The following is a 22,888-nucleotide window of genomic DNA, read 5'->3' as shown; positions in this document are numbered from 1 at the left end:
CTCTTTGTTTTAAGTGTTGGGGCCACTATGATGTGATGTTAATAATATTACTCAAATATAATGAAAACAATGGGTTTTGTATGGTTCCCCATTAGTAGACAGAATCATGGTCCACTAATGGGTAATATAAAATTTTATATGAATTATTTGGCTTTATTAATAATTTCAACTAACTCATATCTGACATTTGGGGCATCAGCAGGCGGATTAGCAACGTCAAATTGTTTGACTTTCAAAGTGTATTGGTAGCCTGGTTCATATTCAAACCCTTGGATATTGCCATAAAAAAATTCCCACTCGGCATTTGGGTCTTGTTTGACTTTCATACATTTCATGGGGGCAACACCAACGCAATCAGCCAATGTTGAATCAATATAAAAAGTTTTTGTGTTATCAGCAGGTTTCACGGTTTGGCAGCCTACAAGCAGTAGAAATAGAGAAGAAACGAAGAGACTTTTTTTCATCGGATGGCCTTATATGCAGTTCAAATAAGTATGATTATAATAAATAACAGCAGGTAATTATTCTTAAATCAATTCAAATTGAACAATTATTTTGCTCGTATGCAGTTAAATAGGTTTTTGTTTGTTATCACATTCATCGTCGTGCAGTGATGAGCTAGAATAACCCTATTATCTATTTTGTTTGAAAATTAAGCATCATTTTGTTTCGAGCGCGTAAGGATAATGGATAACGCAAACACCATTGTCTATGTTGCGGTCATGAAACAGAATAACGCAATTAAATAAACCCGCCTTGCAATATGTACATAACTCGCGGAGTCACTTAAAATCACCAACAGTCATAAATTCTGTTTATAGCCATGTACAGTCATCGTTACGTGTTTCGATTAACTTTTAATCGATTAAAAGATGATTAAAAACAAAAATATTAGCTGTGTCCGCTAATACGTAACTGTTTGTGCAACAGAATTTCCTGTATAATGTCTGCCTTTTTGACATTCTGAATGTTCAGCAAAATGCCAAATTTCCGCAGCAAGTAAAATGCACAACAAGCTGAGTAAAAAAGGATATTGTATGCGTACTAACTATTGTGGGCAGTTAAACATTGCTCATGAAGGCCAAAAGGTCACTCTTTGTGGATGGGTAAACCGCCGTCGTGATTTGGGTGGTTTGATTTTTATCGATATGCGTGACCGAGAAGGTGTCGTGCAAGTATTTTTCGACCCTGAGCGCAAAGACCTCTTTGAAAAAGCTTCGGAATTGCGTAATGAATTCTGTATACAAATTACAGGAACTGTCCGCGCTCGCCCAGATAACCAAAAAAATAAAGACATGGCGACGGGGGAAATTGAAATCTTTGCTGAAGATCTCAACGTTTTTAATAAATCAGAGCCACTGCCGTTAGATAGCAACCAATCTAATACGGAAGAGCGCCGCTTAAAATACCGCTATCTTGACCTACGTCGCCCTGAAATGTCAGAGCGCTTACGCACTCGCGCAAAAATTACCAGCTTCGTCCGTAACTTTATGGATAAAGAAGGCTTTATCGATGTCGAAACGCCAATGCTGACCAAGGCAACGCCAGAAGGTGCTCGTGACTACTTAGTGCCAAGCCGTGTGCATAAAGGTAAATTTTATGCGTTGCCACAGTCACCACAATTGTTTAAACAATTGCTGATGATGTCTGGCTTTGACCGCTATTATCAAATCGTTAAATGTTTCCGTGATGAAGACTTGCGTGCAGACCGTCAGCCTGAATTTACCCAGATCGACGTCGAAACGTCATTTATGACGGCAGAACAAGTACGTGAAATCATGGAACGCATGATCCGCCAATTATGGTTGGACGTTAAAGGTGTTGATCTCGGTGACTTCCCAATAATGACCTTCGCAGAGGCAATGCGTCGCTACGGTTCAGATAAACCTGACCTACGTAACCCAATGGAATTAGTGGATTTAGCTGATATCGTTAAAAATGTCGAGTTTGCCGTTTTTTCAGGGCCAGCGAACGATCCAAAAGGCCGTGTTGTGGCATTGAAAGTGCCTAACGGTGCTGTCATGACTCGTAAACAGATTGATGAGTATGGTCAATTTGTTAGCATCTATGGTGCCAAAGGGCTAGCATGGATGAAAGTAAACGAACGTGCAAAAGGTTTAGAAGGTATTCAAAGCCCTGTCGCTAAGTTCTTAAATGAAGACGTTATTAACCAACTTCTTGAAAGAACAGAGGCCGCTGACGGTGACATTCTGCTGTTTGGTGCAGGAGCAAAAAATGTTGTGACCGATTCAATGGGGGCATTGCGACTGAAAGTAGGTCGTGATTTTGAACTGACAGACTTAAATAGCTGGAAGCCACTTTGGGTGATTGATTTCCCAATGTTTGAAGAGGATGGCGAAGGTGGCCTAAGTGCAATGCACCACCCATTCACTTCACCACGTGACTATTCACCGGAAGATCTGGCCAAAAACCCAGAAGAAGCTGTTGCTAATGCCTATGATATGGTCATCAATGGCTATGAAGTCGGTGGTGGCTCTGTGCGTATCCATCGTAGCGAAATGCAACAAACCGTGTTTAATATTCTAGGTATTAATGAACACGAACAACGTGAGAAATTTGGCTTCTTGCTAGATGCATTAAAATACGGTACACCGCCACATGCCGGTTTGGCGTTTGGTCTCGACCGTTTAGTCATGCTATTAACGGGAACTGATAATATTCGTGATGTTATTGCATTCCCTAAAACAACGGCTGCGGCGTGTTTACTAACTAGTGCACCAAGCCAAGCGAATCCAGATGCACTAACAGAATTAGCTATTTCAGTTGATGCAAAAAACGCTGAAGACTAATTTATTCGACATGAATAGTTTTAAACGCCCAGAGTCGGTGTTAGTGATCATTACCGCTGAAAGCAGCGGTAATGTGCTTATGCTACGGCGCAAAGATGATCCTGATTTTTGGCAATCCGTAACGGGTAGCTTAGAAGATCATGAAGGTGCGTTTGAAACCGCAATGCGGGAAGTCCGTGAAGAAACGGGCTTCCTCCCCCAAGAGGGGCAACTGTATGACTTGGCGCGTGAAGTCACTTTTGAAATTTTTGCGCATTTCAGGCATCGTTATGCTCCCGGTGTAACACATTGCAAAGAGCACTGGTTTAAAATGGTACTGCGTGTTGAACAAGTACCACTTTTGACGGAGCATACTGAGTTTTGTTGGGTTCCACCGCAGAAAGCGGCGGAATTAACGAAATCTTGGAGTAACCGTCAAGCTATTTTAGAATTTGCTATTTAATTATTTTATTGACGTTTTTGGAGATATTTCATGGCAGGTCATAGTAAATGGGCCAACACCAAACACCGTAAAGCGGCACAAGATGCTAAGCGCGGTAAGATTTTTACTAAAATTATCCGTGAGCTGGTGACAGCGGCGCGTTTAGGGGGCGGTGATCCTGCTACTAACCCGCGTTTGCGTGCTGCTGTGGATAAAGCATTATCGAACAACATGACCCGTGATACTTTAAACCGCGCAATTGCGCGTGGTGTTGGGAATGATGAAAACGATAATATGGAAACTATCATTTATGAAGGCTATGGCCCAGGCGGCACAGCGGTGATGGTTGAATGTTTGAGTGATAACCGTAATCGTACCGTTTCTGAAGTGCGTCATGCTTTCACCAAAACAGGCGGTAACCTCGGAACAGATGGTTCAGTTTCCTACTTATTTACTAAGCGTGGCGTTATCACTTATGCACCGGGCGTTGATGAAGATGCCTTGATGGAAGCTGCATTAGAAGCGGGCGCTGAAGATGTTGAAACTTATGACGATGGCGCTATCGACGTTTACACCACACCAGAAACTTTTGGTGAAGTGAAAGATGCTCTGGATGCAGCTGGCTTTACTAGCGAAGCGGCCGAAGTTTCGATGATCCCATCAACTAAAGCAGAGCTGGATGTTGAAACAGCACCTAAATTACTGCGCCTAATCGATATGTTGGAAGATTCTGACGACGTGCAGGAAGTTTATCATAACGGTGATATCTCTGACGAAGTAGCAGCACAACTGTAATCAGCTATCACTCGCGTAGAGAAAGCGGGCTGAATTCAGCCTGTTTTCTCTAACGCATCTCTAATAATAGCTGCTCCTTTATCTACTCTGCGTGGCTTACTGGTTTGCCATCTAGCGCTTTTGTGCATTTTGTCTTTCCTGTCTGTTTTTTTGGGCCTAATGATATTGGGAAATAGGCTATTTCTGTGCTTTTTTATCTCAGCTTAGAGAGACTCGCTAGTCATAGTCGCTTATCAATACGATTATTAAGGGACGGCATGAGTATTGTCGCCGCGGAAAGATACAGATAAGATGATATTAAAAGTAATAATGGATATTAATAGGCTTTGATATGGCGATTATTTTAGGTATAGACCCCGGTTCACGTGTAACGGGCTATGGTGTTATCCGCCAACAAGGCAGGCAACTTTTTTATTTAGGAAGTGGTTGTATTCGTACTCAGGTTGATGATTTACCAAGCCGCCTGCAACGTATTTATGCGGGAGTCTCGGAAATTATCACTCAATACCAACCCGATGTATTAGCAATTGAACAAGTGTTTATGGCAAAAAACGCCGACTCAGCCTTGAAATTGGGCCAAGCTCGTGGTGTAGCGATTGTAGCAGGTGTTAATCAAAATATTCCTGTGTTTGAATATGCTGCGCGGCAAGTGAAGCAAACCGTTGTCGGTACAGGGGCCGCGGAAAAAAGCCAAGTACAGCATATGGTTAAATCGATACTTAAACTTTCTGCTAATCCTCAATCAGATGCAGCGGATGCCTTAGCGATTGCCATAACGCATTGTCATTTTAATCAGAATTTGCTTCGTGTTGGCGATCCTCGCTTAGTGTTAACGCGTGGGCGATTAAGATAGTGACTGGATATACGTCCAGCCTTTTTTATGGTATAAACAGCGTTATCAATAAAATAAACTGAGGGCTTCAAGGTGATAGGTCGTTTACGCGGTATTGTATTAGAAAAACAACCCCCCATTGTTTTGTTAGAATTGCAAGGTGTTGGCTATGAAGTCCATATGCCAATGACCTGCTTTTATGAATTACCCGAAATCGGTCAAGAAGCCATTGTATTTACCCATTTTGTGGTGCGTGAAGATGCGCAATTATTGTATGGTTTTAATGACAAACAAGAGCGTGCACTATTCAAAGAGCTGATTAAAGTGAATGGTGTTGGGCCTAAACTGGCTTTAGCGATATTATCAGGGATGTCGGCTCAACAGTTTGTTTCTGCTATCGAACAAGAAGCGATTTCATCATTGGTTAAATTACCGGGAATTGGTAAAAAAACGGCTGAACGCTTGGTCGTTGAAATGAAAGACCGCTTTAAAGGCCTCAATGGTGATCTGTTTAACCAACACAGTGATATTAAGCTGCCGGATGTCAATGTCAAAGTATCAAGCCGCGCTGATATTGAAGCGGAGGCGGCAACCGCACTGGTCGCTTTAGGTTATAAACCACAAGAAGCCAGTCGTATGGTCAGCAAAGTGGCTAAGCCAGACAGTGATTGTGAGTCATTGATCCGTGATGCATTACGTGCAGCACTTTGATTGAGAGAAAATAACGATGATTGAAGCTGATCGCCTAATTTCTGCTGAAGTGATCCATGATGAGGAAGAAGCGATTGATCGCGCGATCCGCCCTAAATTACTCAATGAGTATATCGGGCAGCCACAAGTTAAAGAGCAGATGGAAATCTTTATTCAGGCGGCTAAGTTACGAGGTGATGCTCTTGATCATCTATTAATTTTTGGCCCCCCAGGTTTAGGTAAAACCACGCTTGCAGGGATAGTCGCGAATGAAATGGGGGTAAATTTACGGACGACCTCCGGCCCAGTACTCGAGAAAGCGGGGGATTTAGCGGCGATGCTCACCAACTTAGAGCCGCATGATGTGTTATTTATTGATGAAATCCACCGCTTATCTCCCGTTGTTGAAGAGATCTTGTATCCCGCAATGGAAGATTATCAACTTGATATTATGATAGGGGAAGGGCCAGCAGCGCGCTCGATCAAAATTGATTTACCGCCTTTTACTTTAATTGGGGCAACAACACGGGCTGGCTCTTTAACTTCACCATTACGTGATCGTTTTGGTATTGTGCAGCGCCTTGAATTCTATAATGTCGATGATTTGCAATACATTGTGAAACGTAGCGCTCAGTTTATGGGTGTAGAAATTAGTGAAGAAGGGGCTAGACAAGTCGCCATGCGCTCGCGAGGTACACCGCGTATTACTAACCGTTTATTACGCCGTGTACGTGATTTCGCACAAGTCAAAGGTGATGGCAGCATCAATGAGCTAATTGCTAGCCAAGCACTCGATATGTTGAACGTCGATGCCGCGGGTTTTGATTACCTTGACCGGAAACTGTTAGTCGCCATTATTGATAAATTTATGGGTGGACCTGTGGGGGTTGATAACCTTGCAGCGGCTATTGGTGAAGAGCGAGAAACCATCGAAGATGTTTTAGAGCCATTTTTGATCCAACAAGGTTTTATCCAGCGCACTCCTCGTGGTCGGATGGCAACAACTCACGCTTATCTACACTTTGGTTTAACTCCGAAAGAAGTTTAAGTGCTTAATGTCAGAAATTTCCCCCTTTACGGATAGGAAAAATAAAGGGGGAATATGATGCTACACGATCATTTACTCATTTGAATTAGGATCAAATGAGTAAGGGGAATCATATAATTCTAATGCTGGATCTGTACGAATCTGATAATTTAAAATGTCGTATAAATCAAATGAATTCCAATTTTGGCACTCTTTCTTATTGACTAACTTGTTATTTTTATAAACAGCTAATCCCTTAAATGCCCAGCCGCGGCCCTCGCCTTGATACAACAAATAGCTGTATGGGCCATTTTGAAAACGAATATATAGAGATTCACCAGCAATAAAATGTCCTTGCCCAACAAAAATATTTCTCGCTCCTTTTTCATTAAGCGGTAAGGTTATCTCTGGCTTAGCCAAAGTTCCGTATCGATATTGTGGTGTTTTCCCCGCGTCGACTATCACGCTAACATACTTTTTATTCTCCAGTTGGCAGGTAAATTCTGCGGCCATCACTGGTGTTGCAGATACCCCAATTATAACCATCCCAAGTAATGTTTTATTCATTTCGATACCTTGATACTTAATATTATTAGAGTATTAAGTATTTATTTTTTATTTTAATTAACGAGATGGTTAAGACTGAAAATAGCAAAAGTGTGAAGTTGATATAAAATAAAACCGCTCAATGGGGTATCACCTATTGAGCGGTAAGAGAAAAGCCTCAGTCGGTATTAATTTTTCGTTTTGACTAATAAGCTAAAGGCAAACAAGATTGCAGCGGTTAAGACCACTGAAGGGCCGGCTGGCGTATCGTAAAACGCGGAGAATGTGAGACCTCCTGTCACCGATAACATACCAATTAAAATCGCGATCAGTGCCATTTGCTCTGGTGTTTTAGCGAAACGGCGTGCTGTGGCGGCAGGGATAATTAGTAAAGATGTAATAATTAGCGCGCCGACAAATTTCATTGCGATCCCAATGGTCAATGCAGTGACTAACATCAGTAGCAGACGTAGGCGTTGAATATTGACACCATCAACAAAAGCGAGCTCTTGGTTAACCGTCATGGAAAGCAGCGCCCGCCAGCGCCAGCAAAGTAAGCCGCAGACTACAATCACACCAATAAAGATAGTGATAATATCCTCGTAATTAACCGAAAGGAGATCCCCGAATAAGTATGCCATTAGGTCAACACGCACATTGGCCATTAAGCTGACAACGACGAGGCCGAGGGATAAGGCGCTGTGAGCCATAATGCCTAATAAGGTGTCAACAGCCAGCTGAGGGCGTCGTTCTAACCACACTAAAATCAAAGACAGCAGCAAAGTGACAGCAATTACGGCATAGAATGGGTTGATATTCAGCAATAGGCCAAATGCCACACCTAATAAAGAAGCGTGTGCAAGGGTATCCCCAAAATAAGACATGCGACGCCATACCACAAAGGATCCTAACGGGCCGGCAGCAATCGCCAATAACATCCCCGCAATCCAACCGGGTAACAGTAACTCAATCATGACGGCACTCCTTATTATGAATATGAGGAGCCACAACGTTACCTTCTAAATCATGTTGATGGTTATGATGGTGGCGATAAACGCCGAGTTGTGATGCACCACGATAGCCAAACATCGCAACAAACTCAGGGTGGTTCGATACAACATCGGGTGTACCTGAACAGCAAATATGCCCATTAATACATAATACTTTATCCGTTTTCGCCATGACTAAATGCAGGTCGTGAGACACCATAAGTACGGCACAACCAAGCTCTGTGCGTAATTGGTTAATTAAGTCATAAAGTGCGACTTGCCCATTCACATCAACCCCTTGAGCGGGTTCATCCAGAACCAAAAGGTCGGGCTTATTCAATAAAGCTCGTGCTAATAACACACGCTGTGTTTCGCCACCAGACAGTTTCTGCATTGGCTGTGTCAATAAATGGGCGGCTTTAACACGTTCAAGAGCAGGTAACAGTTGGTCTGAACGAACAGCAGGTTTTAGCATTAAAAAACGCTTTACGGTTAATGGTAAGGTGGCGTCTAAATGTAATTTTTGTGGAACATAGCCAATAGACAGTGAAGCGGCTCGCTCAATGATACCTGTAGTCGGCGCTAACAGTCCTAGCACGACCCGAACAATTGTCGATTTGCCCGCGCCATTAGGGCCTAACAAAGTGACAATATCGCCTTTATTTAAGGTAAAGCTGACGTCTTTGAGCACCTGTTTCTCGCCAAAAGAAACGGAAATTTTATTTAAATTCAGTAATGGTTGCATGTGAAAAACATCTTGCAGAATTCATTTTGTGTTATATTATAACATTTCAAAATTAAAATCACGGAAAAAGACGTCTATGATACATAAATCTCAATTCAATGCCCGACAATTTATTTTAGGCGCCGTTGCGGCATCTGTCCTTAGCACAACGTTGGTCACTGCGGCAAAGGCGGATGTTGTGACCTCTATTCGCCCACTTGCCTTTATTGCCGCGGGTATCGCTGATGGTGTGACTGATACTCAGGTCTTGCTGCCAGATGGTGCATCACCCCATGATTATGCGCTTAAACCTTCTGATTTGAGGAAAATTAAACAGGCAGATCTTTTTGTTTGGGTAGGCCCCGATATGGAGATGTTTTTAGATAAGCCACTCAAGACGTTACCACAGGATAAACGTCTGGCGCTGGCAGAACAAGCAAATATTATTCCCTTGCTGATGAAAGGGGATGAGGAAGAGGCGCATGACCATGAACAGGGTGATGAAGCTAATCATGATGAGGATCACGAACATCACCACCACGGTGAGTATAATATGCATATTTGGCTGTCGCCCGAGATTGCAAAACAGGCTGCGTTAGACATCCACGATCGTTTAGTAGTGCTTTATCCTGACCAAAAAGATAAGCTGGACGTAAACCTTCGTAAATTCAATGAAAAAATGACGCAAAACGATAAGAAAATTGTTAATATTTTAGAACCAGCCAAAAACAAGGGCTATTTTGTTTTTCACGATGCCTACGGCTACTTTGAAAAACACTATCGGTTGGCTCCTTTGGGGCATTTTACGATAAACCCGGAAATTCAGCCTGGTGCACAGAAATTACATAAAATACGAACTCAATTGGTTGAGCATAAAGCACAATGTGTTTTTGCTGAACCCCAATTCAGGCCAGCCGTCATAGAGAGCGTAGCAAAAAATACGGGAGTCAAAATGGGAACTCTCGACCCGCTAGGTAGCGGGCTGGAAATAGGACCAGATAGCTATATGCAGTTTTTAACGCAACTGTCTAAGCAATACGCGAGCTGCCTGAATTAAACAAGAAGGAATTGTTTAGTGCAGCAAATGGCTAAAGGGCTTGCGCAGGTTTACGGTAGCCTGTCCAAGTCTCACAAAATAATGTTAGGAACATTAACAGTAGCAACATTGGCCGTCGCGATTTGGCGGCCAGCGCATTTACCATCAACTAACACAGATACTGAAGGTTCAGTCGATACCGTTATTCCTCTTGCATTTGTACCTTTGACTGATGCAACTGATGATATTATTCAAGATAGTAGCGAGCAACTTCCTGATGAAGGCGTCGCTGATAGCACTGACGGTGAAACGGATGGTGCGCCAATCCCCCATGAATATGTTGTTGCAAGCGGCGACAACCTCACTAGCATACTGACTCAATTCGGTATTGAATCAGGTGATGTGGCGACGTTAGCTAATCAACATAAAGCGTTGCGTAATCTAAAAATTGGTCAAACGCTAAACTGGAGCCTGACCGATCAGGGGGAGCTCGACACTTTAACATGGGAAGTTTCTCGTCGTGAGACCCGTGTGTACACCCGTGTTGGTAGCACAAATAAATTTGAAGAAAAGAAAGAGATCCGTTCAGGTGAATGGACAAATAGCGTCCTTGCGGGGGTGGTAAACGGCAGTTTTGCGCAAAGTGCCAGCCAAGCAGGTTTAACACGTAGTGAAGGCCGTGAAGTGATAAAAGCACTTCAATGGCAAATTGATTTCCGTAAACTGAAAAAAGGCGATAAGTTCACCGTGTTAATGAGCCGTGAAATGCTTAATGGACGTAGTGAACAAAGCCAGTTGATCGGTGTTCGTCTACGTAGTGGTGGGAAGGACTATTATGCTTTCCGTGCTGAAGATGGTAAATATTACGATAGCGAAGGTAATGGTTTAGAAAGAGGTTTCCTGCGTTTCCCAACAGCCAAGCAGTTCCGAGTATCATCACAGTTTAACCCACGTCGAGTTAACCCAGTAACAGGGCGTGTAGCACCGCATAAAGGGGTGGATTTTGCAATGCCAGTGGGTACCCCAGTGCTTGCAGTAGGTGATGGTGAAGTGATTGTGTCGAAATATAGCGGAGCCGCGGGGAACTTTATCGCGATTCGTCATGGGCGTCAGTACACCACGCGCTACATGCATTTACGCCAATTACTGGTGAAGCCAGGGCAAAAAGTTAAACGGGGTGATCGTATTGCACTTTCTGGTAATACAGGGCGCTCAACAGGACCACATCTGCATTTTGAAATGTGGGTCAACCAACAAGCGGTTAACCCATTGACAGCGAAATTACCGAGTTCAGGTGGTTTAACTGGTAAAGAACGTAAAGAGTACTTAGCCATGGTTAAAGAAACTAAACCACAGTTAAAACTCAATTAACTCTTCATTACTGGCAGGTACAGTGTATCTGCCAGCTTTCTTTGTAACGCTTTCACTTATTATCATTTTAAGCTATAAAAGAGCGCGAACAGTTCTTTTAGGTACATTATGAATAAAGATAAAGATACCGACAGTAAATTAGGCTATGTGCCAACCTTTCATAAATCCTATTTACATCCTAAATACTGGGGAGTTTGGGCTGGGGCTGGCGTTTTTGCCGCTTTAGCCTATATTCCTGTTAAAATTCGTGACCCCATGCTGGCAAAAGTGGGGAAATGGGTAGGAAAATTGGCAAAAAGCGCAAGGCGCCGCGCAAAGATAAATCTATTATATTGCTTCCCTGAGCTTACCGAGCAGGAAAGGAATCAATTAGTGGATAGAATGTTTGAAACTGCACCTCAATCGTTTGTGATGCTTGCAGAGTTATGTATTCGTGGCGCTGATAAAACATTAGCAAGAACACATTGGCATAACCAAGAGATTATTGATAATTTAAAGCAACAAGGCAGTAATGTTATTTTTATGGTGCCACATGGGTGGGCTGTAGATGCTCCAGCCATGTTACTTGCTGCAAAAGGCTATAAAATGGCGGCAATGTTTCACCACCAAAAAAACCCAGTAGCAGATTATTTATGGAATAAAGCACGTTACCACTTTGGTGGTCGCTTACACTCTCGAGAAGCAGGAATTAAACCTTTCATTGCTTCTGTACGGCAGGGATATTGGGGGTTTTATCTTCCCGACCAAGATCACGGCGAAGAGCATAGTGAATTTGTCGATTTTTTTGCGACTTATAAAGCAACATTGCCCGCTGTGGGCCGCCTAATGAAGGTATGTAAAGCGAAAATTGTGCCTCTGTTTCCGGTGTATGATCATCGTACTCATCAACTGCATATTTATATCCGTGAGCCTATGGATGATATTGATGGGCAGGATGATGAATATATTGCAAGAAGGATGAATGAAGAGCTGGAATATCTCGTCGGTCCAAATCCTGAACAATATACTTGGATACTTAAGTTATTGAAAACACGGAAGGGGGATGAAATTGAACCCTATCAACGTGATGATCTATATCGATAGTTTTACGCTCAATTCACTTAAATAATTATATTTTCTATGAATAGCACCTCGACTGAATTGTTATGTTAGAGGTGCTTTTTTTATATTTGGGGAATTCCTTACCTAAGAATTACCAATCTTTTATTGATTGGCTAATTATGATAATAATTTAGTTAATTGAGAAGTGAATAGAAAAAAAGATATTTATTTTTCTCTTTTATACTTTATTTATGATCGCTATTTTATCGATTTGCCTTATATCAAATGTTTTATAACACCATGATAAATAAGTGAATTATATATTTCTGGGGTTTATTTATAACTTATTTTTTGTAAGGTTATAACTGCTTAACTGCATAAAACGAAGCCTTTTATCGAGCGGAAAGGTCAAAAATCCTTATCAATAGTTAATATCAATTATATGGTAAATGAAATACACGTAAAAGGTTATTTTTATGAAATGATATAAATTGTTGTAATGCAGATAATGTGAGTTTAGTTGATAGAGCGTATTTGTCAGAGTAAAAATAGGCAATCAGAGGTGGAAGGTTGCATTGAGATGCTCATACATTTGCGTTATTTTTCTTTGTAACTAAAGAGTCGTGTGTATTGATGAATGATAATGGAGATATAAGTTTTTTCTCTTTTTCATAAGCTCACTATAGTTAACCGTTAACTTATTGGAACAGTAATAAGATTAATCTAATAGAGCACTAGTTTGATAAAATTTTGATGAAATAAGTATTAATTAAAAAGGTCATATTGTCTGCCATTCCCCCCTAGAACCCCACATTTGCTAATCAATAACAAAAAATTATTAGATTAATATCCTGATTTTCTTTACTCTCAATAGGTGTTTAACGAGCCATAAATTTGCAAGCATTTGACGAGAACATTAAATGTTAAATCATAATTTAATTTAAAGTTAAACATCGTACCAAATATTTATTAATAAAATAATTAATTAATTTAAATTACGCTGGGATTTTTTTAATGATTTAACGCTAAGACAAAACGCTATATTAACGAATAGTTTTTATGTTTTAAATATACAATAAATGGCAATAAATTTATTGTATATTTTATTTTTACTGATGATTAAATGATGGAAGAAATAAGAGTAAGTTTAAATTAATAAAGCTCAAAAAAGAGATTCTTTTTAACTAAGATGAAATTTGTACTAAAAAACATACAGACTTAAATAATATTTAACTAATGATGACAAAATGATCTGTAAGTGCATATACCTATTAACGGTGATGAAATATGTTGCTATATTTTTATTAAATAATAAAAATTGAGTCCAAAACTCTATTTGGAGACGCTATGGAAAAAACTAGAACGACATTGGACCAATGGATTACCTTGCAAGCTGTTGTAGATTGCGGGGGATTTGCACAAGCCGCTGAAGTATTACATCGGACTCAATCCGCTATTAGTTATACAATCAGCAAACTTGAACAAACACTAGAAATTGAAATCTTTTCATTAGAAAAAAGACGCGCTGTTTTAACACCGAAAGGTGAAATGTTATTAGCGTTATCTCGGGAGTTAACGAATAAAGCGATATTATTGGAAACAAAAGCTAAATTACTGAATAGTAAATGCAATATAAAGATTAAACTCGTGATAGACACGCTTTATCACACAGATAATCTTTTAGATAAAGTGGCTAATTTTATTAAAAGGCATAAAGATTATGACATTGATATAATCAAACAAAACATATCTAAATCAGATGTGTTTGCTTTAAAAGATTATGATATTTTGATTACAGATCAGCATGTTGAGACTTTAAATCCTATTTTTTTAGAAACGGTTGAATCTGTTATTGTGACTTCACCTGACCATATATTACAGAGTATTGAAGAATCTAACTTATTGGATTATCTATCTAAATATACAAAAGTTGTTCTTGATCCTTCATTGGAAGATACCGTTAAAAGTGCACAAACTATCAGCGCTGCATCACTAGAAACAGTTATTAAACTTGTCGAAAATGGAACGGGCTATACATGGTTGCCTAAAAATCTAATAAAAAACCAGTTGAATAATCATTCACTAAAACAGCTAAAAATTGCCAATAAAAATATTTACTATGATTTTTATATGTATGTGAATAAAAATTCATTGGTGCAAGATGTTTTAGGTGAATTTATAAACCATTTAGAGTTAACTGAGATTAAATAAACGTTAATCATTAAATGAGTAATCAAAAATAAACATTAAGTGTTTCGATATAATAACAAAAAATTCAATGTAACAAGATATTAACTAAATTAAATTGTGATGCTATATTTCGCTTGCACTCATGCACTGAGTAAATATTTATTAGTGCTGTGGCAATTAACATCAGAATATCTAATTATAGGAATCGATATGAGTATTCTAAAAAAATCCCTAACTGCTTTAGGGGTGGCTTTAGCTGTAACAACCGCTCCAGCTGTTTTTGCTTCAGGAACAATTGACTTTACTGGTGAAATAACTGATTCAGCTTGTGCAGTAGATAGTAGCTCTCAAAACTTAACGGTTGACCTTGGTAAAGTGTCAGTGAAAAGTTTAGCAGCAGCAGGGCAAATTGCTGGTTTAAAAGATTTTACTATTAAACTCATCGATTGCCCTGAAAATGCTAAAGTGGCAGTAAGATTTGGTGGCTCTCGTGATAACGATGACCGCGATATTTTACAAATAGCACAAGCTGGGGGTCACGCAACCAAAGTAGGTATTGCTTTATTTGAAAAGGATGCGACAACACAAATTAAACTATTTGAAGATTCAAAATTAGTTGAATTTAAAAATGCAGCAGGTGATTCAGTAGAATTGAATTACGTAGCTCGCTATAAAGCAACAGGTGCTGCAACTGCTGGTAAGGCAGATGGTACGGCTGTTTATAGCATTCAATATCAATAATAAATATATACCCTAAATAATTTGAGTTGCATCTAAAAGACAGACCTACATATTCTAAGAAGCATCGTTATTTAATGCCTCTTGGAGGGGATGGTGCACGTCAATCATGAGGCAATTTGAATATAGTGTGTATAGAGGGTAACGCTGTTACCCTCTCATTTTTAATAAATAAAATGGCCGAATTATGAAAAAAATAATTTTTTCAGCAGTTTTTCTTTTATTTTCTATTTCTCATTTTGCTTCTGCGGCGGGTGTCAGTGTGGGAGGAACTCGTTTTATCTATCAAGAAAATAAACGTGAAATTGATATCCCTATTTTTAATAGTGATAAAGAAAAGCCATTCCTTATTCAAACTTGGGTAAGTCCATTTGAAGGTGAAGGAAAAACACCATTTATTGCAACGCCACCATTATTTCGCATCGAGCCAGATAGTAATGCTGCTGCACGTATTTCTTATGTAGGTGAACCTATTGGTTCAAACCAAGAAAAATTATATTTGCTTAATGTAAAATCAATACCACCTAAAGACGTTAAAATTGAAAATCAATTACAGATTGTTATCAACTCTCAGTTTAAACTATTTTTAAGATCAAAAGATATTGTTCCATTTGACTTTAATAAAGTTGAAATTATCAAAAAACCTGACGGTATTATTATTAATAACGATACTCCCTATCATTTATCAGTTAGGGATATATTGGTAGACGGGAAAAACATCCAAGGCGGTGATCTCGTTTACCCTCATACAAAAGAATACATTGTTAAACACAGCATAAATAATAATCAAAAAGTTGTTGTTAAATTTATTAATGACTATGGCGCGATTATTGATAAAACATCTAAATAAGAGTATAAAAAATGTCTGCCTCATGTTTTAAAAATAAAAGTTTATACCACTCAAAAGTTTTTATTGCAGTCAGTATTATATTATATTCTAACAATACTAAAGCAGATGATGTTTTTGACATTAATGCAATCAATACAGGGATTGAAAGCCACGTTGCGGATGTAAATAATTTAGATTATCTGTCATATTCGGGAGGGCAGCTACCCGGAACTTATCATGTCGCTATTTATATTAATAACAAATTTGTTGATGAACAAAATTTACGCTTTATCTTTGATAAGCAAAATAAAAAGCTTGTTCCTGAAATAGCAAAGAAGATGCTATTAAGCTGGGGGGTTAAAAATACCGCGAGCCAAGCTTTTAGCGATGCAAAAGATGATCAAGCAATCACTGATATCGCAGCGACTATACCCGGTGCGTTCTATAAATATGACTTTGGGAATGGCCGCCTTAATATCAGTATCCCTCAAATAGGGTTAGATAATTATAGCCGCGGTTACGTTGATCCTAAAGAGTGGGATGATGGTATTAATGCCGCCTTCGTAAATTATAATATCCGGCACAGCCAAAATTGGTATAAAGATCGTGACGATACCAATAACACATTTATTGGCTTACGCAGCGGTATTAATTTTGATGTGTGGCGATTGAGAAACCACAGTACTTATAGCCGGACTTCAGGGAAAACGGATTGGAATAATCTACAAACTTATGTGGAAAGGGATATTCGTCCATTAAAAAGTCACTTAACGATTGGTGAAACAGCATCGGATAACGGTGTTATGGAAAGTAACCCTTATCGAGGCGTAAAGCTAGCCTCCGATGAAAGTATGTTACCGCAAAGTCAACGTGGGTTTGCGCCGGTAGTTAAAGGCATTGCTCAAACGAATGCTGTTGTGACGATCCGCCAAAATGGTAGCGTGATTTATCAAACGACAGTACCACCCGGCGAGTTTGAAATAAATGACCTTTATCCTACGTCATATAGTGGTGATTTGGATGTACAAATAGAAGAAGCAAATGGAACGATCCGTTCGTTTATTCAACCTTTTTCTGCCGTTCCTATGATGCAGCGAGCGGGATCATTAAAATACAGCATTGATATTGGTAAATACAATGTTGATAACGCGCTTCGGAAACCTAATTTTGCGCAAGCCTCTGCTATTTATGGTTTGCCTTATAACTTGTCGGTTTATGGTGGTTTTATTTTATCAAAGGACTACCAAGCTTATACCGCAGGGACAGGGATCAACTTGGGGAGTATTGGGGCAATTTCAGCCGATGTGACTCAATCTAAAACAGAACTACTTGATAAAACGAATGCGCAAGGTCAGTCCTATCGAGTGCAATATTCGAAATATATGCCAGGAACAGGTACGTCATTTTCTCTTGCATCTTATCGCTATTCGACAAAAGAATATTACGATTTTTCTGCATCAAATAATGACCCTTATGAGAGCGGAAGAAAGAAACAGCAGTTCCAAGCTTCTATTTCTCAGTCATTAAAAGATATTGGTTATTTATCCATTAATGGTTATCAACAATATTATTGGGATAGAAGCGGCGTCGATAAAAATTTAACCGTAGGCTTTAACTCTAATTATCGACAAATAAACTATGGTATTTCTTACTCTTATACTAAGCAGGAACATACTAATAGTAAAAACGAAATGTTATCTATCAATTTTAGTGTTCCATTTACGCTTGGACAAAAAAATAACTGGGTCAATTATCGTTACAATACTAGCCAGAATGGTGATTCGATTAGTTCGGTCAGTGTGAGTGGTACACGTTTAGAAGATAACAATTTGCAATTTGATATCACGCAAAACTATAACCATAGCCGACATGAAAATAGCGGTTCGGTGAGTGGTAATTATATTGTTTCATCAGGAGAGTATAACGGGGGCTATAGTTATGATCCACGTTATCAGTCCGCTAATATCGGGGCAACTGGCGCGTTACTATTACACTCTGGTGGTATCACCCCAGCTCGAGCGATTTATGACTCTGCGGTTTTAGTCAAAGCCAATGATATTAATGACCTGAAGGTCAATAATGCGCAGTCGCTTTATACTAACTCTTGGGGATATGCTGTTGTACCGAGTGCTACACGTTATGAAAGGAATAAGATCAGCGTTGACCCTTCAACATTAACAGGAAATAACGATGTTGGGTTAAGCACGACAACAGTTGTACCAACTCGTGGTGCTATCGTATTAGCCGACTTTAAAGGTAAACGTGGTGCGAGAGTCATGCTTAAATTAACTCACCATGATCAACTCATTCCATTTGGAGCACAAGTGTCTGTTTTAGTTGATAAAGAAGAAGTTACAACAGGTATTGTCGCTAATGATGGTGAAGTCTATTTAAGTGGTGTACCTGAACAGAGTCGTATTGTTGTCAAATGGGGAAGTCATGCGGATCAGCAGTGTGAACTGCCACTTCAGCTTGATTTAAGTAACGACAAAATTCAATTTATTGAGCGAATTTGCCAATAGGAGCAGACATGAATAAATTATTTTTAATTGGGGGTATTTCGACGCTTCTATTTTCACAATCCGCTTTAGCCGAATTTAGAGCATTATTTAATGAATTATCTCATACAGTGAATGAACCTATTTATGTTTCAAGAACAGCACCAATTGGATCAGAAGTCGGAACTATTGATTTAGGAAGCTATACCGCTTGGAGTTGGAGTAACATAACAGACGAAGTTCAAGTGGGAATTTATTTACCTGAAACGTATGGCAGTAAACAATATTATAATAACAGATATATTAAAGAAATTAATAATTCTGGTGTGGGCTATGCGCTACATGGGACAGTGTCAACACCTTGCACAGGTAGTGCTTATGTTGATGGAATTAATACCATTGATGGAAATAATGCGAATAGGATGATCTGTAGCACTACCCAGAGTTCAGGTGTGTATACCGTTTCTTTAAAACTTGTTTTTTATAAGCTCAAAGATAACGTAAAAACGCAAGTACTACCTGCTAGCCGAGCGGCGATGTTAATTATTTATAATAATGGATTTCAAACATCGGATAGCTACGGTAATATGGAGCCTAAGGTTAGTATAGGGCCGGTTAATATTATTTCGACAGGTTGTGAAGTGCTGAATAAAAATATTCTTGTGCCTTTTAATAAGATTGATAAATCGAGTTTTTCAGGGGTAGGGAGTGTTAGCCCAAATAGCGTGAAAGATTTTCAAATCAACCTTAGTTGTGACCCCGTGTCACCCATAAAAATCACCTTTACTGGAACACCTGTCAATAATAGTATGACACCCGGAACAATCGCATTAAATAATCCAACAGACGTCAATACTGCGAAAGGGTATGGTATACAAGTTAAGTATAAAAATGACCCCATTAAAATAAATCAAATGATGACGATCGAAGAAAAAAATGTATCGTCGGAAAATTATAGTATTCCATTACAAGCAGCGTATATTCAAACTTCGAATGATACACAAGCTGGCCAAGCTAATGGAACGTTACAGTTTAATTTGCAATATCATTGATTCCCAGAAAAATCGGACAGATTAAACGGTAACTATTCAATATAAATTATGATGAGCACAATATTTATTACAATGTTGTGCTTATTTTTATTTTAGTGATGCCAAAGACGAACGTAGGAGAACTTGGTGGCATTGGACCGAATGGATTGGCATTTACTGAATTTTATTATTCAACAGAGAATGGGAGCTATTTTGATGACTATCATCGTGTTTTAGCACAAGCATTGCCATCAGTATACCATGTTGAAAATTCTTGGGAAAACTATGACAAAATAGCTTCGGTGATTGCTGCTGTATTTAATAATTGGAAAATGACTCACTCTAAATAAGCATACAGCATTATCTATATCGATTGAAAAAGGGAGCAAATGCTCCCTTTACACCAATATTGATTTATTCGACTTCCAAAATACGGCAAGTATTCGTACTACCAATTGTGCCCATCAAGTCACCTTGAGTAACGAGAACGAGATCTCCAGTCATTAAATAACCATTATCACGTAGGCGTGTGATAGCTTCATTCGCAGCCGCAATACCATCGGTGTGAGTGCTACAGAAAACAGGTGTAACACCACGGTACAGTGAAGACTGATTGAGTGTTTTTTCATGGCGCGACATAGCGAAAATAGGTAAGCCAGAACTGATACGTGACATCATACGAGCAGTACGGCCTGATTCAGTCATCGCGATAATGGCTTTGACCCCTTTCAGGTGGTTAGCAGCGTACATCGTTGACATCGCGATAGCTTCTTCAGGTGAATCAAACTCGGCATCTAAGCGGTGCTTGGAGACATTCAGTCCAGGCATTTTTTCAGCCCCTAAACAGACTTGTGCCATGGCAGCAACGGTTTCAGCTGGGTATTGCCCCGCAGCGGTTTCTGCTGATAGCATAACGGCGTCTGTACCATCTAGAACGGCGTTAGCGACATCCATCACTTCAGCACGAGTCGGCATTGGATTTGTGATCATTGACTCCATCATTTGAGTTGCGGTGATCACTACTCGGTTGAGCTGACGTGAACGGCGGATCAGTTTCTTTTGTACCGCAACTAATTCTGGGTCACCGATTTCAACGCCTAAATCACCGCGAGCAACCATGACAACATCTGATGCAAGGATAACTTCATCCATAATTTCATCGGTTGCCACAGCTTCAGCGCGCTCTACTTTCGCGACGATTTGGCATTCACAGCCTGCATCACGAGCCAAACGGCGCGCATAATTTAAATCTTCGCCTGAACGAGGGAAGGAAACGGCAAGGTAATCGACACCGATTTTAGCGGCGGTGATGATATCTTCTTTGTCTTTATCGGTTAGTGCTTCAGCCGATAAACCACCACCAAGTTTGTTGATGCCTTTATTATTGGAGAGTTGACCGCCAACGGTTACTTCAGTGAAAACTTGTAAGCCTTGGACTTCACGGACTTTCAGTTGTACACGACCATCATCAAGCAATAAAATGTCACCAGGTACAACATCAGCAGGTAAACCTTTATAATCAATACCCACTTTTTGTTGGTCACCTTCACCTTTGCCGAGAGTGGCATCAAGGATAAATTTATCACCAACATTTAAGAATACTTTGCCATCTTTAAACGTAGAAACACGTATTTTAGGGCCTTGTAAATCGCCAAGGATCGCAACATGGCGACCTAAACGAGCTGCGATTTCACGCACTTTGTTAGCACGAAGAATATGGTCTTCTGGAGTTCCGTGAGAGAAGTTTAGGCGTACAACGTTGGCGCCGGCGTTAATAATCTTTTCAAGGTTATTATCACGATCGGTAGCTGGACCTAGGGTAGTAACAATTTTAGTTCTTCTAAGCCGTCTAGTCATGTATTACTCCGTTGACCTGTAATGGTGTTGATTTATTGAGTGAAATCTTTTCATACTTCAAGCGGTATGTAGTGCTCGTGGCGTAAGCCCCTATCATATTATGTCGACATAAAACTTGAATCATTTAGCGTATTTTCGAGACCTTTTTACGACAAGTCGTCATGCTGACACGAGCACAGCTATTATATACTGCTAATTCGTTTATGCTATCAGGTCTGTAAAACTATTAAAGCCCACAGCAAGAAAAGAATACTTTTTAACGTTTACACACTATCAAACCGCGAATCACGTAATGCTTCTTTGACCCGTTTCAAGTTATCTCTAAATTTTTCACCTCTTCTTAAGGTAAAACCCGTTGTGAGGACATCGATCACTGTGAGTTGAGCAAGTCTTGAGACCATTGGCATATAGACGTCGGTATCCTCTGGTACATCAATAATAATTGAAAGGGTAGCGACTTGAGACAATGGAGAGTTTTCTGAGGTGATGGCAATCACAGTGGCATCGTTATCACGGGCTAGGCGAGCCATATCAACTAAGGCTTTCGTTCTTCCTGTATGCGAGATTAAAACGATAACATCCCCCTCAGTACTATTTATACAACTCATTCGTTGCATGACAATATCATCGAAATAAATGACGGGAATATTAAAACGGAAAAATTTATTCATCGCATCATGTGCTACAGCCGCCGATGCGCCAAAGCCAAAAAAGCTGATTTTTCTTGCTTGAGTGAGAAGGTCAACCGCACGATTAACGGCCGCAATGTCTAAAGTATGTTTGACATTATCTAAACCCGCCATTGCTGATTCGAAAATTTTATGGGTATAGGTGTTAACCGTATCATTCTCTTCAATATTTCGGTTCACGTAAGGGGTGCCGTTAGCGAGGTTTTGCGCCAATCGAAGTTTAAAGTCAGGAAACCCTTTGGTATCCATTTTACGGCAAAACCGGTTAACGGTGGGTTCACTCACATCAGCAAGTTGAGCAAGGCTCGCAATGCTAAGATGAATAGCTCGCTGTGGCATACCTAAAATCACTTCGGCAACTTTCTTTTCTGATTTACTTAAATAATCGAGGCTGTTCTTCATTTGTTCTAAAATATTCATATAACGAAAGTGCCTATTTCATCAAAAGGAGAAATTTTTCTGCCATAAAGATACGCTGTATTTTATTAATATCGTTTTGAAGGCAGTGTGTATATAAAAGGAATATACTATGGGTAATGGCTAACCTATCTGAATGAGAGGCGTTTGTGATGTAATTTTTTACAAAACTATGAGCTGTATCTAATTTTCATATCAGTAAGTTCGTTAGCTGTTTTGTCATTTTATTACAAATGCTGTCACCATTCAGTTAACATGACATGGTTTAGGTTTGCTGCTTTTTTCAGCATAAAAACTGTGATCTGTATCATCAATATTTACTGAATACCCTCAAAAGGGTACATTAGCGGAACATCT

Annotated in this window: 21 protein-coding genes; 15 read left to right on the top strand and 6 right to left on the bottom strand. The window is 39.7% G+C overall.

Annotation, left to right across the window (positions count from 1 at the left end):
- Positions 1 to 143 precede the first annotated feature (143 nt).
- Positions 144 to 464 carry a DUF4377 domain-containing protein gene (locus PSF11_RS03340; RefSeq protein ID WP_036940116.1) on the bottom strand — a complete coding sequence of 107 codons (321 nt, stop codon included), beginning with the start codon at positions 462 to 464 and terminating at the stop codon, positions 144 to 146.
- A gap of 573 nt (positions 465 to 1,037) precedes the next feature.
- On the opposite strand from PSF11_RS03340, the gene aspS reads away from it, so the two are divergent.
- From aspS to ruvB, 6 genes are all read left to right on the top strand, one after another.
- Positions 1,038 to 2,810, top strand: a complete 1,773-nt coding sequence (gene aspS / locus PSF11_RS03335; protein ID WP_072502238.1) for an aspartate--tRNA ligase — start codon at positions 1,038 to 1,040, stop codon at positions 2,808 to 2,810.
- Positions 2,811 to 2,820: 10 nt separating this feature from the next.
- Positions 2,821 to 3,252: a dihydroneopterin triphosphate diphosphatase gene (gene nudB, locus PSF11_RS03330; RefSeq protein ID WP_169342169.1), complete on the top strand. Its 432-nt coding sequence runs from the start codon at positions 2,821 to 2,823 to the stop codon at positions 3,250 to 3,252.
- A gap of 30 nt (positions 3,253 to 3,282) precedes the next feature.
- Positions 3,283 to 4,026: a YebC/PmpR family DNA-binding transcriptional regulator gene (locus PSF11_RS03325; RefSeq protein ID WP_004919448.1), complete on the top strand. Its 744-nt coding sequence runs from the start codon at positions 3,283 to 3,285 to the stop codon at positions 4,024 to 4,026.
- A gap of 331 nt (positions 4,027 to 4,357) precedes the next feature.
- The gene (gene ruvC / locus PSF11_RS03320) at positions 4,358 to 4,879 is read left to right on the top strand and encodes a crossover junction endodeoxyribonuclease RuvC (RefSeq protein WP_004919450.1); all 522 of its coding nucleotides are present in this window, start codon (positions 4,358 to 4,360) and stop codon (positions 4,877 to 4,879) included.
- A 72-nt stretch (positions 4,880 to 4,951) separates the two neighbouring features.
- A complete protein-coding gene (ruvA, locus tag PSF11_RS03315; RefSeq protein ID WP_004919453.1) occupies positions 4,952 to 5,569 on the top strand; it encodes a Holliday junction branch migration protein RuvA in 618 nt (205 codons plus the stop codon).
- Positions 5,570 to 5,585: 16 nt separating this feature from the next.
- Positions 5,586 to 6,596, top strand: coding sequence for a Holliday junction branch migration DNA helicase RuvB (ruvB, locus tag PSF11_RS03310; RefSeq protein WP_072502239.1), 1,011 nt, complete (start codon positions 5,586 to 5,588; stop codon positions 6,594 to 6,596).
- A 72-nt stretch (positions 6,597 to 6,668) separates the two neighbouring features.
- On the opposite strand, the gene PSF11_RS03305 is transcribed toward ruvB, so the two are convergent.
- From PSF11_RS03305 to znuC, 3 genes are all read right to left on the bottom strand, one after another.
- Positions 6,669 to 7,142 (bottom strand): hypothetical protein, encoded by a 474-nt coding sequence (locus PSF11_RS03305; protein ID WP_072502240.1) that lies wholly within the window; start codon positions 7,140 to 7,142, stop codon positions 6,669 to 6,671.
- Positions 7,143 to 7,309: 167 nt separating this feature from the next.
- The gene (gene znuB / locus PSF11_RS03300; protein WP_014658292.1) at positions 7,310 to 8,095 is read right to left on the bottom strand and encodes a zinc ABC transporter permease subunit ZnuB; all 786 of its coding nucleotides are present in this window, start codon (positions 8,093 to 8,095) and stop codon (positions 7,310 to 7,312) included.
- The gene (gene znuC / locus PSF11_RS03295) at positions 8,088 to 8,855 is read right to left on the bottom strand and encodes a zinc ABC transporter ATP-binding protein ZnuC (RefSeq protein WP_004919464.1); all 768 of its coding nucleotides are present in this window, start codon (positions 8,853 to 8,855) and stop codon (positions 8,088 to 8,090) included. The genes znuB and znuC overlap by 8 nt, the downstream gene beginning before the upstream one ends.
- A gap of 76 nt (positions 8,856 to 8,931) precedes the next feature.
- Between znuC and znuA the strand changes: the two genes are divergently transcribed.
- The 9 genes from znuA to PSF11_RS03250 all read left to right on the top strand — a co-directional run bounded on the left by znuA (position 8,932) and on the right by PSF11_RS03250 (position 19,918).
- On the top strand, positions 8,932 to 9,891 hold the full coding sequence (gene znuA / locus PSF11_RS03290) for a zinc ABC transporter substrate-binding protein ZnuA (RefSeq protein WP_004919466.1): 960 nt from the start codon (positions 8,932 to 8,934) through the stop codon (positions 9,889 to 9,891).
- 27 nt (positions 9,892 to 9,918) lie between these two features.
- On the top strand, positions 9,919 to 11,241 hold the full coding sequence (gene mepM, locus PSF11_RS03285; protein WP_154598745.1) for a murein DD-endopeptidase MepM: 1,323 nt from the start codon (positions 9,919 to 9,921) through the stop codon (positions 11,239 to 11,241).
- Between the two features lie 108 nt (positions 11,242 to 11,349).
- Positions 11,350 to 12,324: a lauroyl-Kdo(2)-lipid IV(A) myristoyltransferase gene (gene lpxM / locus PSF11_RS03280; protein ID WP_072502241.1), complete on the top strand. Its 975-nt coding sequence runs from the start codon at positions 11,350 to 11,352 to the stop codon at positions 12,322 to 12,324.
- Between the two features lie 1,305 nt (positions 12,325 to 13,629).
- Positions 13,630 to 14,493, top strand: coding sequence for a LysR family transcriptional regulator (locus tag PSF11_RS03275; RefSeq protein WP_040133096.1), 864 nt, complete (start codon positions 13,630 to 13,632; stop codon positions 14,491 to 14,493).
- 189 nt (positions 14,494 to 14,682) lie between these two features.
- The gene (locus PSF11_RS03270) at positions 14,683 to 15,213 is read left to right on the top strand and encodes a fimbrial protein (protein WP_014658296.1); all 531 of its coding nucleotides are present in this window, start codon (positions 14,683 to 14,685) and stop codon (positions 15,211 to 15,213) included.
- Positions 15,214 to 15,397: 184 nt separating this feature from the next.
- Entirely contained in the window at positions 15,398 to 16,060 is a 663-nt protein-coding gene (locus tag PSF11_RS03265) for a fimbrial biogenesis chaperone (protein WP_004919478.1), read from the top strand.
- 11 nt (positions 16,061 to 16,071) lie between these two features.
- Entirely contained in the window at positions 16,072 to 18,561 is a 2,490-nt protein-coding gene (locus PSF11_RS03260) for a fimbria/pilus outer membrane usher protein (protein WP_040133097.1), read from the top strand.
- A gap of 8 nt (positions 18,562 to 18,569) precedes the next feature.
- On the top strand, positions 18,570 to 19,589 hold the full coding sequence (locus tag PSF11_RS03255; RefSeq protein WP_014658298.1) for a fimbrial protein: 1,020 nt from the start codon (positions 18,570 to 18,572) through the stop codon (positions 19,587 to 19,589).
- Positions 19,590 to 19,687: 98 nt separating this feature from the next.
- Complete coding sequence (locus PSF11_RS03250; RefSeq protein WP_036943896.1) at positions 19,688 to 19,918, top strand: DUF7832 domain-containing protein; 231 nt, start codon at positions 19,688 to 19,690, stop codon at positions 19,916 to 19,918.
- Positions 19,919 to 19,982: 64 nt separating this feature from the next.
- Here the strand turns inward: PSF11_RS03250 and pyk are convergent, their stop codons facing one another.
- On the bottom strand, positions 19,983 to 21,425 hold the full coding sequence (gene pyk / locus PSF11_RS03245) for a pyruvate kinase (protein ID WP_004919488.1): 1,443 nt from the start codon (positions 21,423 to 21,425) through the stop codon (positions 19,983 to 19,985).
- A gap of 263 nt (positions 21,426 to 21,688) precedes the next feature.
- Entirely contained in the window at positions 21,689 to 22,534 is an 846-nt protein-coding gene (locus tag PSF11_RS03240) for a MurR/RpiR family transcriptional regulator (RefSeq protein WP_072502242.1), read from the bottom strand.
- Positions 22,535 to 22,888 lie beyond the last annotated feature (354 nt).

It is taken from the genome of Providencia sp. PROV119 (genome assembly GCF_028482435.1).
In the GTDB taxonomy this organism is placed as follows: domain Bacteria; phylum Pseudomonadota; class Gammaproteobacteria; order Enterobacterales; family Enterobacteriaceae; genus Providencia; species Providencia stuartii.
Note: the sequence above shows the minus strand (reverse complement) of the source record. Positions and strands in the feature narration are given on the sequence as shown.